The sequence below is a fragment of the Buchnera aphidicola (Mindarus abietinus) genome, assembly GCF_964059085.1.
In the GTDB taxonomy this organism is placed as follows: Bacteria; Pseudomonadota; Gammaproteobacteria; order Enterobacterales; family Enterobacteriaceae; genus Buchnera_A; species Buchnera_A aphidicola_C.
This window is the reverse complement of record NZ_OZ060398.1, coordinates 403,517-418,443: the sequence shown is the minus strand read 5'-3', so window position 1 is coordinate 418,443 and position 14,927 is coordinate 403,517. Positions and strand designations below refer to the sequence as shown.

General features: G+C 20.0%; 10 protein-coding genes and 1 pseudogene. 1 reads left to right on the top strand and 10 read right to left on the bottom strand.

Annotated features, from left to right (window positions below; translation table 11 throughout):
* Window positions 1-10 precede the first annotated feature (10 nt).
* The 9 genes and pseudogenes from recD to AB4W62_RS01865 all read right to left on the bottom strand — a co-directional run bounded on the left by recD (window position 11) and on the right by AB4W62_RS01865 (window position 13,084).
* Window positions 11-1,861: an exodeoxyribonuclease V subunit alpha gene (gene recD, locus AB4W62_RS01905; RefSeq protein ID WP_367679803.1), complete on the bottom strand. Its 1,851-nt coding sequence runs from the start codon at window positions 1,859-1,861 to the stop codon at window positions 11-13.
* 243 nt (window positions 1,862-2,104) lie between these two features.
* A complete protein-coding gene (locus tag AB4W62_RS01900; RefSeq protein WP_367680143.1) occupies window positions 2,105-4,324 on the bottom strand; it encodes a 3'-5' exonuclease in 2,220 nt (739 codons plus the stop codon).
* 51 nt (window positions 4,325-4,375) lie between these two features.
* Window positions 4,376-4,546, bottom strand: a pseudogene (locus AB4W62_RS01895) (UvrD-helicase domain-containing protein); the annotation flags it as partial.
* 35 nt (window positions 4,547-4,581) lie between these two features.
* Window positions 4,582-5,619 carry a UvrD-helicase domain-containing protein gene (locus AB4W62_RS01890; protein ID WP_367679802.1) on the bottom strand — a complete coding sequence of 346 codons (1,038 nt, stop codon included), beginning with the start codon at window positions 5,617-5,619 and terminating at the stop codon, window positions 4,582-4,584.
* Between the two features lie 17 nt (window positions 5,620-5,636).
* Window positions 5,637-8,861: an exodeoxyribonuclease V subunit gamma gene (recC, locus tag AB4W62_RS01885; protein WP_367679801.1), complete on the bottom strand. Its 3,225-nt coding sequence runs from the start codon at window positions 8,859-8,861 to the stop codon at window positions 5,637-5,639.
* A gap of 32 nt (window positions 8,862-8,893) precedes the next feature.
* Entirely contained in the window at window positions 8,894-9,739 is an 846-nt protein-coding gene (mscS, locus tag AB4W62_RS01880; protein ID WP_367679800.1) for a small-conductance mechanosensitive channel MscS, read from the bottom strand.
* Window positions 9,740-9,972: 233 nt separating this feature from the next.
* Window positions 9,973-11,052, bottom strand: a complete 1,080-nt coding sequence (fbaA, locus tag AB4W62_RS01875) for a class II fructose-bisphosphate aldolase (protein ID WP_367679799.1) — start codon at window positions 11,050-11,052, stop codon at window positions 9,973-9,975.
* A 56-nt stretch (window positions 11,053-11,108) separates the two neighbouring features.
* On the bottom strand, window positions 11,109-12,284 hold the full coding sequence (locus AB4W62_RS01870) for a phosphoglycerate kinase (RefSeq protein ID WP_367679798.1): 1,176 nt from the start codon (window positions 12,282-12,284) through the stop codon (window positions 11,109-11,111).
* A gap of 203 nt (window positions 12,285-12,487) precedes the next feature.
* Window positions 12,488-13,084 carry a YhgN family NAAT transporter gene (locus AB4W62_RS01865; RefSeq protein WP_367679797.1) on the bottom strand — a complete coding sequence of 199 codons (597 nt, stop codon included), beginning with the start codon at window positions 13,082-13,084 and terminating at the stop codon, window positions 12,488-12,490.
* Between the two features lie 478 nt (window positions 13,085-13,562).
* Between AB4W62_RS01865 and asd the strand changes: the two genes are divergently transcribed.
* A complete protein-coding gene (gene asd, locus AB4W62_RS01860) occupies window positions 13,563-14,672 on the top strand; it encodes an aspartate-semialdehyde dehydrogenase (RefSeq protein ID WP_367679796.1) in 1,110 nt (369 codons plus the stop codon).
* Between the two features lie 18 nt (window positions 14,673-14,690).
* On the opposite strand, the gene tusA is transcribed toward asd, so the two are convergent.
* A complete protein-coding gene (tusA, locus tag AB4W62_RS01855; protein ID WP_367679795.1) occupies window positions 14,691-14,918 on the bottom strand; it encodes a sulfurtransferase TusA in 228 nt (75 codons plus the stop codon).
* Window positions 14,919-14,927: the final 9 nt, after the last annotated feature.

Sequence of the window (14,927 nt, the reverse complement as noted above, 5' to 3'; positions counted from 1 at the left end):
CATTAATACGTTAATTATTTTCTTTATAATTTTTTAATTTTTCTTTTATTCCACTATATCTAGTAATTTTTCTATCTATTGTTAAACTAAGAACTTTTTTATTTCCATATATAGTTAATTTTTTTTTTGATCGAGTAACAGCAGTATAAAGTAATTCTTTACTTAAAGTTTTAACATATGTTAATGGTAATAATATTCCTGTATGAGAAAATTCTGAACCCTGTGATTTATGAACGGTGATTGTCCATGCTGTTTCGTATTTAGGTAATAAATTAATTGGGATAGTTTTAATCGAATCATCTAATGATAAAAAAAATACTGAAAAATTCATTTTTGCATCTAAAAATGTAATACCTATATTTCCATTGAAAATATTTAAATTTTTATTATTTTCTTTAATTAATATAGGTTTTCCAACATACCAAATTTCTTTTTTGATTACCGTAGGTTGAATATAAGAAAGATCTTTCATTTTTTTTTCTATATTTCTGTTAACATATTTAGTTCCAAATAATCCTTTTTTTAATACGCAAATTAATCGATAATTATTGAATAGAGTTATTATTTTTTTAGGAGATTGTTTTTTTTTAATGCTTTTAAAGTATTTCTTATATTCTAAAGCGACTAAAAGTATCATTTTTTTATATTCTTTATGGTTAGTCACAGGAACATATTTAATATCTGAAAAAGTATTATTAATAATTTTTTTTATTATTTTTTTTTTACCTAACTTTAACATTGATGAAAATTTGTAAATTCCTGATTTTGAAGAAAATCTGTAACTTTTTTTTAGCATACAGATATTATTGTTAATAATTAAGTTAGATGTTTTATATTGAGATTTTTTATCTAAAAAATTCATTTTTTTTAATAATTCTATGAATTTTTTTGTATATCCGTATTGATAAAAAAAAGAAATATCGTTTAATAAAAAACCTGTACCAATGGGAGGTAACTGGTTGTGATCTCCTATAAATACTAATTTTGTATGTGAAGATATAGATCCTATTAATTTATACATCATGAAAAAATCAATCATTGAAGATTCATCTATAATTAATATGTCAGCGTTGATCTTGATTTTTTTTTGGATTAATGAATTATTAATTCCTGGTTTTATTTTTAATAAATGATGTAAAGTATTCGCATTATTTGGAAAAATTTTTTTTTCTAATTTTGTTAAATTTAAAGTAGGAATAATAGTTTTTATTGAAAATGACAAATTATCAGCAGCTTTTCCGGTTGTAGCTACTAATTTAATTATAGGAGAAAATTCTGAGAATCTAATAATTGAAATAATTAATTTTGATACTAAAGTTGTTTTACCTGTTCCTGGTCCTCCCATAATAAAAGAGACTTTATTGAATATTCCCATAAAAATAGCTATTTTTTGATAAATATTTTTTTCGTCAAATTTAATTTTTTTATTTATTTTTTCAAATTTTTTTTTGTTTATTCTTATTGTATTATTTCTTGTTTTAATAAAATTAAAAATTTTTTTTTCCATTTTCCAAGCTTTATAAAGATATAGATTTTTTTTAAATAAAATTATTGGATTTCTGCTATTTTCCATTCCAATAGAATGACTTTTTTTTAAAATTTCAACCCAATCTTGAGTAGATTTTATTTTATTTATAATTTTCCACATTTTTTTTATGATTTTTTTTTTAGGATTTTTAAAATATTTTTTTAATAATAATTTTATGGGTAGACAAATGTTTCCTTTTCCATAAAAATTACTTGTACAAGCTGCTGCTAGCATAACAGCAGGTTCATCATTTTTACAAATAAAATTAGAAAATTGAAAATCTATAGATTGAATTAATTTCTTTTTTACCGCTTCTTTTAGTAGTTTTTTCATTTTAGTTTATAGGTTGTGAATATCAGTATATATTTTTTTATTTTTTAACATACGTTATAAAAATTTAGTTTTTTTAAAAAAATTTAAGTAATAATTTTTTTATATTTTAAAAATCAATAAAATCTTATTTTTTGATATGAATCATATAATAAAAAATTAATTTTTTAAAAAAAATTATTTTGTTTTTATTTATATACGTTTATTTAGTTAAAAAAATAATTTTTATTATATACAATTAGGAAATTATATTCCTTTAAAAAAATTATCTAATTCATCTATGTATTTTTTTTCAGGAAGAAAATGATAAATTCCGTCGTTTTTGTTATTTTGATTTTTTTCAAGATACATTCCTCTAATAAATAAAAAATAAAAACCTCCAAAATTTTTATTAAAATCATATTTTTTTATTTTATTACTTAGATATCTATTAACTGCAATTATATACAATAAAGATTGTATGTCATATCTGTGTTTAATTATTTCTTTTTTTATATTTTTTTTAGAATAAAAAGTGTTATCATTTCCAAGCCAATTAGATTTATACTCTAAAATATAATATTTTTTATTTGAAAAAATAACGAGATCAACAAATCCTGTTAATATTCCTTTTTTGTTTTTAAAATTAAAAAAAGGAATTTTTTGATTTTTTAAACTACAAAATTTAATTATTTCATTAAATTTATGTTCATTTATTATTTTTTTAATAGGAAAGTAGAATTTTAATTCTTTTATGTATTCGTTTTTTTTTAAATTTGATAATAATAAATTATTTTTATTAATATTTTTATGAAATATTTGATATATCCAGTTTTTTACTATGGGGATCCATTCTTTATTTAATTTTACTGATTTAATTTCTTTTTCAATGTATTTTTCTTCTATTTTATAAGAAAATTTACATTTTTTTAAGATTTTATGAAGCATAGATCCAAACCCCCTCCCCCTTGGAAAAGAATAAGGGTTTAACGTATTTTCAGTAAAAATAATATTTTTATTATTTAAATTTTTTTGTTCATTTTTTTTCGTAGTTAAGTTTTCTTTTTTTAATTTAGAAAAACTTGTTATATCCCAATAATTTGTAATTTTTCTATTAAATAATGCAAGGCTTATCGGAGTATTAATCTTAGATTTTTTTTGAAAAGATTTTTTTTTAAAATTTGAAAAAAATTTGATATTTTTATATTTTTTAATTTCTTTTAATTTTTCTTTAAAAGTAGAAAAATTACATTTTTTTCCTTGTTGTAGAAGATATCCAAAAGCACTTTCATGTACATCAGAAAAAGTATTGTATTTTTTACTTTTTTTCTTCTGAATTCTACCTATACCTATACTACAGTGTAGTATAGATCTTGTTAGAGAAACATATAATAACCTTATATCTTCTGAAAGTCTTTCTTTATCAACTAATTTAGAATTTATTGAATTTTTTTCTAAATTTATTAGAAGTTGATTTTTTTTATTAGGATAAAATCCTATTGTTCTTTTCGTATAATTCATAATAAAAGGAATCCATACTATTGGAAATTCTAATCCTTTAGATTTATGTACAGAAATAATTTTTATACTATTATTATTATCTGGAACATGTATAAAATTATTAATTACAAAATAGTCTTCAGTATTATTAATTTTTTCTTCTAACCAAAAAAGAAGTATTTTTTTTTCATTTAATAAAAAATATTTTTTATCTATTAGTTCTCCTAAATATAAAAAATTATGAACATTAAATGTATTTTCTTTTTGTTTATTAAAATCAACTTTTGTTTTTTTAATTTTTATTAAATATCTTATTAAGGAGAAAATTCCTAATTTTGTCCAAATTTCATAAAAATATTCAAATTTTTTTAATATTAGTGACCAATTTTTTAAATTTAAGCAAAGTTTATTTATTTGATTAGAATTATTTTCTAATAAATTAGTGCAGAGTGCTCTCTTAATTTTTTTTTCGTTTTTTGAATCTAATATGGCACTGAGTATCCAAAATATTTCTTTTGCTTCTAATGTATCAAATACGTTTTTTTTGTTTGATAGATAAATAGATGAAATCTTATTACTTTTTAAAGCATTTTGTATATAATTAGCTTCATTTTTATTTTTAACTATTACAACAATATCTTTTGCTGAAATATATTTTTTTTTATTTTTAATAGATATCAAAGCTTCTTTAGAATTTCCTTTCATTAACCAATAAGATATGCTTTTAGCACATTCATTGGAAATCCATTCTTCATAACTTTTCTTAGAAATAATTTCTTTTGAATTAACAAATATAGAAAAAGAAGGTTGAATAATTTCATCAATTTTAAAATAATTAAATTTATTTTTTTTTGAAGAAGTAGAAGGAATAAATTTTATTTTAGAATTTAAAAATGAATTTTTAATTCTAGAAAAAAATAAATTTATATTATTTACTATATCAGGTGTAGATCTCCAATTTTTTTTAAGGAAAAAATGTGATTTAATTTCTGATTTTGATTGAAAGTAAGAAAATATATTGGCTCCTCTAAAATTATAAATAGATTGTTTTGGATCTCCAATTAACAATAATAATATTTTTTTTTCTTTATAGAATATTTTTTTTATAATTTTATATTGTTGAAGATTAATATCTTGAAATTCATCAATTAATACAGCAGTAAAATTTTTACTTATTTCTTTCGAAAAATTTTTTTTATTTTTTTTTAATGTGTTAAGAAGTAAATTTGAAACATCAGAGTATTCTAAATATCCATTTTTTTTTTTTTTAAGTTAGCGTAGTATATAATTTTTTGAATCGAAAAAAGAATAAATTTTTTTTCTATCGAAAAATTTTGTTTTAAAAAAAATTCTGTAAAAACAAAAAAATTATATAATTCTTTATTTTTTTCATTTTTTACCTTTTTTATTTTTTTTTTAAAATAAGATAATTCTTTAGGAATAAAATAATCAATTGTTTTTTCTTTTGCCCATTTGTTTATTAAGTTTATCCATCTTTCTTTATTTTTTTTATTAAAAATTCTTTTATTTATATCAAAATTATCTATTAAATTAAATATTTTTTTACTAATTCCTAACCAAGATTTTTTATAAAAATTAATTTTTTTAATATTTTTTTTATGTAATGTGATTAAACAATATTTTTTTTTTATTTTAAGATAAGGATTGTTATTTTGATAATTTATCCAAGATTCTATCTCTTTAAATAAATTTAAAGGATTTTTCCATCTTTTATAAATAATATTTAATAAATTTTTTGGAAAAAAAAAACATTTTTTTCTCCAAAAATCTATAGTACTTTGTAAATATATATTTTTTTCATTTTCATTTTTTTTTATTTTGTTTAGATTATTTAAATTCAAAGTATAATAGTCTAATGTTTTAAAAAAGAAGCTATCTATAGTAAAAATTTTTGCTTGTTCTAAATCAAATTCTACTTTTAAAAGTAGAATATATGTTAATTTTAAATTTTTAATATTTTTTAATATAAAATCTATATTTTTATCTTTAATTTTTTTTTTAAAGAAAAATTTTTTTAATTTTTGAATAGTATTTTTTATTCTTTTAAAAATTTCTTCCTTTGCTGATTTATTGAATGTTAGTACAAGAATCTTTTTAACTGGTATAGGTTGCATATTTTTTTTTGTATTAATTCCTAATATCAGTCTAATATATGTCAAAACTATAAAAAAAGTTTTTCCTGTTCCAGCTGATGCTTCAATTACATGTTTTCCTGTTAATGAAAAATCAAATATTTCTTTTATTTCTTTATTTTTTTTCATAGTATTTTGTTAAAAAATTAATCATTCATGTGATTTAAAATAGGAACAATCCATTTTTCACATATTTTATACATTTCTTGAAGTAACTCTTTTGTTATTTCAGGTATAATTTTTTTTATATATAAATCTTCTTTTTCTCCTGGAATAATTATATTTCCATTCCAAGTACTAAAAAAATTTTTTTCGGATTTCATCATATTTTCTTTATCAAAAATTATAATTTTTTTAATTTTGTTATACGCTGTTTTTATCCAAGAGAAACTAGATTTGGTTAGTAATAAAGGATTATTTAATCCTGTTAAATATCCGTTAATATAATTTTCTAAATAAAATAAAGCTTTATTTTTTTTAATAGGTAAAAATAAATATTTTTTATTTTTTAATCCATATATTACAGAAGCACCTTTTCCTCCGGAAATACAATAGGTAAGGTGTTCGAACCATAAAGAAATCATATCATTATAGTTTAGTAATGTTGGTTTCCATCGTAAAATACCTGTTTCTTGAACATTTTTTAATATTCCATAAATTTTATTATTAGATAAATTAATATCTATTTCTTTAACTGTAAGTTTTGTTTTCTCTATTAAAATTTTTTCCGATAGTAGTAATAATTCTTTATATATATTTTTATATATATAAAAATAGTTAAAATTATAAGGAAGTATTCCTGAATATTCAAATTTTTTTATAATTTCTTTTATGTTCTTTTTTTTAATCATCCCGTTTAATATTTCTTTATTAATTTTATAAGTTTCTAACGAATTTAATGAAAAAGGTTCTACTTTTACAAAATTTTCATTTTTATCAGGAAATATTATTTTAATTCTATTTTTTAAAAAAAATTTAATAGGATTTTTCCAAAATAAAATAAATTTTTTTAATTTAATTTCTTTTTTAAAATAAAAATCTGTTTTTTCTAAAAATGTAAATTTATTTTTATTATTATTAGATAATAATTTAAACCAATCACTATCGAAACTTTGATAATTATATTTATTTTTAAAATTTATAATATCGAATCCGTTCACTGAATGAAATAAATAAATATGCTTTATAATTTCTTTTTCTGATTTTTTATCTTCGATAAAATAATTATTTTTAATAAATAATAATAATTTATCTATTAAAATAGAAGGATTCATTTTAAGTTCATTTTCTGAATTATAGTTAATAAAACTCAAAATTAAATAATCTTTAGCAGATATTAAAATTTCTAAAAAAGTATAAAAATCTTTTTCTCTTAAATTTGAATCTTCAATAGTTTTATTTTTTTGAATTAAATCAAAATATTTAGTATTCTCAATACGAGGATAAACTTTTTCGTTAAAACCAATTATATATATTACTTTAAACGGAATAATACTAAAATTATATAAATTTAAAAAATTTACTTTACTTTTAGAAAAATTTTTTTTTCTAAAAAAATTTTTTATATTCAAAAAAAATTTTTCATTTAATATATCAATAGATACTTTTTTTTTATAATTTGCTTTAATAGAAAAAAAAATAGTTTTTTTCCATAATCTTTTATATATTTCATATTTTTTTTTTAAAAAAAAGTCTTTTTCTAAAAAAAAATAGAATATCATTTTTTTTAAAATAGGAAACCAATTAATAAATAATTTTGGTTTTGAGATAATTTTTCTCCATTTTTTTAAAATAGATATAAATTGAATTAATTTTTGTAAAATATTTATTTCATTTTTTTCTAAAATAGAAAAAGGAAGAACATTTCTCCATAATTTTTGACTATTATTTATAGCGTATCCTAATAAAAATCTTTTAATTCCAAATTCCCAGGTATTTCTATTAGTCAAAGGTAAATTTAAACTCTTGATATGTTGATTATCTAATCCCCATCTAATATTAGAATTTTTTATCCAAATTTTTAATATTTCTATTTCTTTTTCTGAAAAATTAAATTTTCTTGATATGAATTTTATTTCCAATAATTTTATTATATCTGTATTGTAAAATTTACAATGATGAAGTTTAAACAATTTTTTTAATAAATAAATAATAATTTTTTCTTTTTTAGATACTTCATCTAAAATAGTAAAAGGAATAAATTTCCCCTTTTCTTCTTTATTAAAAACAGATTTTATACATGAAGAATAGTTTTCAGTATTATTATAAAGAATTAAAATATCTTGAGGAAATATTTTTTTGTTTTCATTTAAAATTTTTAATAAATTATCATGCAAAATTTCTATTTCTCTTCTAATATTATGGCAGGAATGTATAGATAAAGAAAAATCTGTTTTTAATATTTTTTCTTTTGATTCTTGATTAGCATTTTTTTTTTCGTTAAAAAAAAATGCTTTATTTTGTAAATAAAGTAATAATTTTTTTTTAGGATTTTTAATTTTTTTGTTTATAAACATACTTTTTTTTATTTTTATATTTTTTAGTAAAAAAAAACGTTTATAAGCATATTTAGAAAATAAAAATAAAGGATTTTTTAAATTTTCTTCTTTGATTTTTTTTCTTATATGTAAATGAGAAGGTTTATTTTTTTTAGAAAAAAATAAATTTTGTATTTGATAAGGAGAGATTGTAAAAATATATATATCTAAATAAGGGCTAATTTGATTTAAAAAATTCAAATAACTATCGTGTAAATGATGTATTCCGATTATAAAAATTCTTTTAGTAAAAAATATATAATTAGAATCATTAACTTTTATTTTTTTTAAAAAAAAATTAAGTAAGTTAGAAAAATGCCAATTTTTTTCTTTTTTAAGTAAGATTCTCCATAATTTTTTTTGCCATTCTTCAGAATAATCGTTTTTAAAAAAATTTTTATCTTTTTCCCAGGAATTAATCATCTTTCTTCGGTGTAAGATATATTTTATAAATAAATTAGCCATAACAGTACAGAAATAAATTTTTTTTGTTTCGGTATCAGAAATTTTTATATCAGGAGAAATATTTTTTTTTGATATAATATTCATTATTTTCCAAGTTAAGTAATCTTGTTCAAATTCATATTTATTAAATTTAAAATTTAAATTTTTTTGAAATATTTTCCATATAAAATTATATATAGTTTCAAATTTAATATTTGCACTAATTTTTTCTTTTTCAGCAATAAAAATATTTATCCATTGTTCCATATTTTTATTTTCTATTAAAAAATATTCTGTTTCGAATGGATTTTCTAGAGGAATTTCCTTAATTAATTTTAAACATTTTACAATAATTGAATTTAGATTATTAGATGCATATAAATAAATCATATCAACCTTTTTTTTTAAATATTTTTTTTAGTTTATTTTTTTTTACAGATATGTATATCTATTTTGGGGTAAGGAATATTAATTTTATTAGCATCTAAAGCTTTTTTAAATTTAGCCATTAAATCCCAATAAACTAAGTTTAAATCGTCAATTTTACTCCAGCATCTAACAATAAAATTTAGGGAAGAAGGAGCTAATTCACTTAGGCCAACAATTATTCCCCTTTCCTGTAAGACTCTTTTTTCATTTTTTGCGACCTCTCTTAATATTTCTATAACTTTATCAATATCAGAATCATAAGCAACACTAATAATAAATTCATTTCTTCTAGCAGGTTCTCTAGAATAATTAATGATATTACCAGCGATAATTTTTCCATTCGGTACTACTACTATTTTTCCATCTAATGTTCTTAGCGTGGTATAAAATATATGAACATTTAATACGGTTCCTGCTACATTTCCTAAGTCTACATATTCATTAGTTCTAAGAGGCCTTAAAGTTACTAATAAAACGCCTGCAGCAAAATTTGATAGTGATCCTTGTAAAGCCAATCCTATAGCCATTCCAGCAGCGCCTAGTATGGCAATAACTGATGTTGTTTGAACCCCTATACATCCTAAAGAAGCTATTATTGTAAAAGTGATAATAACATATCTTACTAAAGTGGATAAAAATCCAGCAATAGTAGCATCTATATGCCTATTGATTAAAATTTTATTTACTCCGTTAGAAATAATTCTACCTACGAATAAACCGATTATTAAAACCGTAATAGATGACATAAGATTGATTATATAATCGAATAGAAGTTCTTGATTTCGTATTATCCAATTTCCTGCATGATTAATATCGTTTACTACATTTAATTCTTCCATTTTTATTTCCATATATAGAGGTTTGAATAAGTTAAATATTTTTGCTGTTTATAATAGTTTTAATAATATTCAATTATAATTTATAAATAATTTATAAATAATTTATAAATAATTTATGAATAAATTTGTAAGCAATCCGATATGTTAATTACGAAGAATAAATATAAATTTATTCTTCGTATATTTTAAATATTTACTTTTAATAAAAAAATAAATAAAATTTTTTAAAAAAATTAAAATACATTATCAGCGTTCAACTTTTTAAAAATTTTTTTTAAGTATTTACTCATTGAACGTTTTCCAAAATTAATCCATATGCGAGGATCATAATATTTTTTATTAGGAATATTCTCCCCTCTTGGATTACCTAGTTGGGATTGCAAATATTCTTTATTTCTTCTATAAAAATTTAAAATTCCATTCCAATTTGCCCATTGGATATCTGTATCGATATTAATTTTTATAACACCGTATTTAATAGCTTTTTTTATTTCTTTTTCAGAAGATCCCGAACCTCCATGAAATACAAAATTTAATGGATTATCAGATAAGTTATATTTATTTTTTACTATTTCTTGAGATTTTTTAAGAATTTTAGGTTTTAAAGAAACATTTCCTGGTTTATATACTCCATGCACATTTCCAAAAGATGCTGCGATTGTAAAATTTGAACTAATAGTATGTAATTTTTTATAAGCATATAAAACATCTATTGGCTGTGTATAAAGTAATTTTTTATTTATAGAAGAGTTATCAATACCATCTTCTTCCCCTCCTGTACAACCTAGCTCTATTTCTAGTAGCATATTTAAATCATGCATACATTTTAAATATTTAGAACAGATTTTTATATTTTCTTTAATATTTTCCTTTGATAAATCGATCATATGAGATGTAAATAAAGGACGGTTATTCTTTTTAAAAAATTTTTTTCCTTCATTTATTAATCCATCAATCCAGGGTAACCATGATTTATGACAGTGATCAGTATGTAAAATAATAGGAATGTTATAATAAGGAGCTATTAGATGGAGATGTTTAGCTGCAGAAATAGAGCCTAATATAGCTTTTTCTTCATTTTTAATTTTTTTTGATTTAATATCCGAAATAAATTCAGATCCTCCATGTGAAATTTGTATAATGACAGGAGCATTCATTTTTTCTGCAGTGTTTAAAACAGTATTAATGGAATCTATTCCTATACAATTAATTGCTGGAATTGCAAAATTATTTTTTTTAGCAAAAAGAAATAAATCTTTTGCTTCTTTTCCAGACAAAATTCCAACTTTTTTAAAATTTAATATTTTTTTCATTTAAAATTCTCTATTTATTAAAAAATAAAACTTAATTTACTTTTATTAAATAAATTTTATTTTTTATTTGTTTTAAAAAATGTTTGTTCTAACATTTTAATAGTTGGAAGTTTATTACCTTCTATAAATGATAAAAATGATCCACCTCCGGTTGATATATAAGAAATTTTTTCTTTTATTTTAAACATATCAATAACTGCTAAAGTATCTCCTCCTCCAGCAAGAGAAAAAGCATTACTTTTTGCAATTTCAAGAGCTATTAATTTAGTCCCTTTTTGAAAATTTTTAAATTCATATACTCCGACAGGACCATTCCAAATAATAGTTTTTGCTGATTGAATTATTTTTAATGCTTTTAATAATGTTTTATCTCCAAGATCCATAATTTCTTCATTTTCTTGAATATCAGAAGTTTTTTTTACGATAGCAGTAGCATGTTTAGAAAATTCCTTTCCAATTCTTGAGTCTTCTGGAATAAGAATGTTGTATTTTTTTTTGAGTTCTTTAGCTTGTATTAAATAATCAGGTTCAAAAAGAGATTTTCCAACTTTTTTATCAATTGCTACAAATGTATTAGCAATGCCTCCTCCTACAATTATAGTGTTCGATATTTTTCCTAAAGATTTTAAAATTTTAAATTTAGTGGATACTTTAGAGCCACCTATGATAGAAACTACCGGCTTAATAGGATTTTTTAATGCTTTTTCAAGAGATGTGAGTTCAGATAAAAATAAAGGTCCTGCACAAGCTATCTTAGAAAAATATCCTACTCCACAAGTTGATGCTTCAGATCTATGAGCTGTTCCAAATGCATCCATAACAAATATATCACATAAGGAAGCATATTTTTTTGCCAAAGAGGAACTATTTCTTTTTTCACCTATATTGAATCTAGTATTTTCTAATACTACAATTTCACCTTTTTTAATTTTTCCAAATGAAAGTGTTTTACTAAATACAATATTTATTTTTTTAAAATATTTTTTTAAATATTGAAATATTGGAAATAAAGATAATTTTTTATTATAAATTCCTTCTTCAGGTCTCCCTAAGTGAGAAAGAATAATTATTCTTGCTTTTTTTTTAATAGCTAATTTTATTGTTGGAATAGCAGCAATAATACGAGCATATGAAGCAATTTCACCATATTCATTAATAGGAACATTTAAGTCTAATCTAATTAATACCTTTTTATCATATAAATCTAGTTCATTCATTTTAATAATACGCATATAAAAATTTCCTAAAAAGCAATAAAAATAATTTTAAAAAAAGCAAGTTATTAGTTAAATAGATTTTTTAAAAAAAATTAGTTTTTTTTAAAAGAAAATTTTTTTTAAAAAATAAGCAGATTTTTTTATAGTTAAAAAATGTTTTTTATTAAATTGTTTTAAAAATATATTTTTTTATAATAATTTTTATTTGAAAAATATTTTTATATTTTAAACCAAATACTTATTCCATCAAGAAACATTTGAGCAGATAACATAATTAAAATTAAACCCATTAATCGTTCTAAAGCATTTACTCCCTTTGATCCTAATACGCGTAAAAAAAATCCTGACAGCAATAAAATTATCAAAGTAAAACACCAGGAAAAAAATAGAGATGTCATTAATAAAATAATTTTTTCAGGATATTGATGTGACATTAACATAAGAGTAGCTAACAAAGAAGGACCTGCAACTAAAGGTATAGCTAAAGGAACTATAAATGGTTCTTCTTTATTGGTTACTTTTGAATTTCTAGTATCGTTTTTTTCCGGAAAAATCATTTTTATAGCTATTAAAAATAAAATAATTCCTCCTGATATTGACACAACTTCTGTTCTTAAGTTAAGAAAAGTAAGTATTTTTTCCCCTAAAAATAAGAATAACAACATAACTAATAAAGCGATTATCATTTCTCGTAACAAAATAATTCTGCGTCTATTAGGAGGTAAGTCTTTCATTACTGACATAAAAATAGGAAGATTACCTAAAGGGTCCATAATTAAAATTAATAATATTATTGTTGAAAAAATTTCTTTCATGTTCATTTTCCTGTTTTTTTATTTAGGTTATTTTTAAATAGCATTTCATTTATTGAAATTTTTTTAAAATTTTAATAAGATGTAATCTGTTATTAATAACAAAATATAGTTATTAACTATTTTAATAATAAATATTGTTTTTAATAATTTTTATTATTATCATTTATACATGATACTATATTAGTGTTAACTATTTATTAATTGATATTAATAAATTAATAAAAATTAAGATATAAACTATTTAAAAAAAAAATTAATTTTTTATTAATTTTTGAAAAATTAGAAAATTAATAATACTTAATTTTTTTTTTGATTAAAAATAGTTAATAGAATTAAATTCTTAAACATTTTTATATTTTAATAAAATATAAAAAAATTTTGATTTCTTTTATTGGGGGAGTTCAGAAAAATTTTATTTTTTAAACAAAATAAAAATATTTTATATTTTTTAGAAAATAAAATTATTGAAAATAAAATTATGAAAAAATATGTTGGATTTGTTGGTTGGAGAGGAACAGTAGGAACGGTTTTAATACAAAGAATGTTAAAAGAAAAAGATTTTAAAAATATTAATCCTATTTTTTTTTCTACTTCTCAAATTGGAAAAAAAAATTTGTTTATTCAAGATATATATCCTTATTATATTAAAGATGCTTATAATATTTTAGATTTAAAAAAAATGGATATTATTATTACTTGTCAAGGAACAGAATACACTGAAAAAGTTTATTTTGAATTAAGAAGTCAAAATTGGAAAGGATATTGGATTGATGCTGCTTCTAGTCTTAGAATGAATAAAGATAGTATTTTAGTACTGGATCCAGTAAATAATGTACTTATAGAAGAATCTATAAAAAAAGGAGTTAAAACATTTGTAGGTTCTAACTGTACAGTTAGCTTAATGCTATTAGCATTGGGTGGATTATTTTCTAAAAATTTAATTGAATGGATAACCGTTCATACTTATCAAGCCGCTTCAGGTAGTGGTGCAAAAAGCATGTTGGAATTATTACAGCAAACTGGAATAGTTTTTAATAATATCTCTAGTTTAATTGTTAATTCACATGTTTTAGAAATAGAAAAAAAAGTAAATTCAACCATACAGTCTGCTAATTTTCCTATCGAAAATTTTAAAGCACCATTAGCATATAGTCTAATTCCCTGGATAGATAAAAAAATGAAAAATGGACAAAGTAAAGAGGAATGGAAAGTTCAATCGGAAACTAATAAAATTTTATCTAGAACTGATAACCCTATAAGATTAGATGCAACTTGTGTTCGTATAAGTTCCTTGCGTTGTCATAGTCAATCTTTTACCATTAAATTAAAAAAAGATATTTCAATTTCTGAAATAGAAGATATTCTATCATCTCATAATCCTTGGGTTAAAGTTATACCAAATACTATAAAAGATACTTTAAGATATTTAAATCCTATTGCTGTTACAGGTACATTAAATATTCCAATAGGAAGATTACGAAAGTTAACAATTGGTTCAAAATATTTGTCTGCTTTTACAGTAGGAGATCAACTTTTATGGGGAGCAGCAGAACCAATAAGAAGAATGTTACATTTTTTAATTAAATAATTTCTTATATTAAATTTTTTATTTTTTTAAAAGATGATAGTCAACAGAATTTTTTACTTCTATTTTTATTAATTTATACTGCATAAATCGACAAAATTTTGGAATATCTCTTTTTGAAGAAAAATCATTAGAAATTACTAATAAATATTCTCCTAAATTCATATTTCTAGCTTTTTTTCTTAATAACATAATAGTTTCTGGACAACGTAAATTTCTTAAATCTAATTTTTTTTTAATTATTTTCATAAAATTCCT

Coding starts and splice junctions, on each gene's coding strand:
- AB4W62_RS01865 (WP_367679797.1), bottom strand. CDS start 13,084: ATGAAAGAAATTTTTTCAACAATAATATTATTAATTTTAATTATGGAC.
- mscS (WP_367679800.1), bottom strand. CDS start 9,739: ATGGAAGAATTAAATGTAGTAAACGATATTAATCATGCAGGAAATTGG.
- asd (WP_367679796.1), top strand. CDS start 13,563: ATGAAAAAATATGTTGGATTTGTTGGTTGGAGAGGAACAGTAGGAACG.
- AB4W62_RS01870 (WP_367679798.1), bottom strand. CDS start 12,284: ATGCGTATTATTAAAATGAATGAACTAGATTTATATGATAAAAAGGTA.
- recD (WP_367679803.1), bottom strand. CDS start 1,861: ATGAAAAAACTACTAAAAGAAGCGGTAAAAAAGAAATTAATTCAATCT.
- fbaA (WP_367679799.1), bottom strand. CDS start 11,052: ATGAAAAAAATATTAAATTTTAAAAAAGTTGGAATTTTGTCTGGAAAA.
- AB4W62_RS01890 (WP_367679802.1), bottom strand. CDS start 5,619: ATGAAAAAAAATAAAGAAATAAAAGAAATATTTGATTTTTCATTAACA.
- tusA (WP_367679795.1), bottom strand. CDS start 14,918: ATGAAAATAATTAAAAAAAAATTAGATTTAAGAAATTTACGTTGTCCA.
- recC (WP_367679801.1), bottom strand. CDS start 8,861: ATGATTTATTTATATGCATCTAATAATCTAAATTCAATTATTGTAAAA.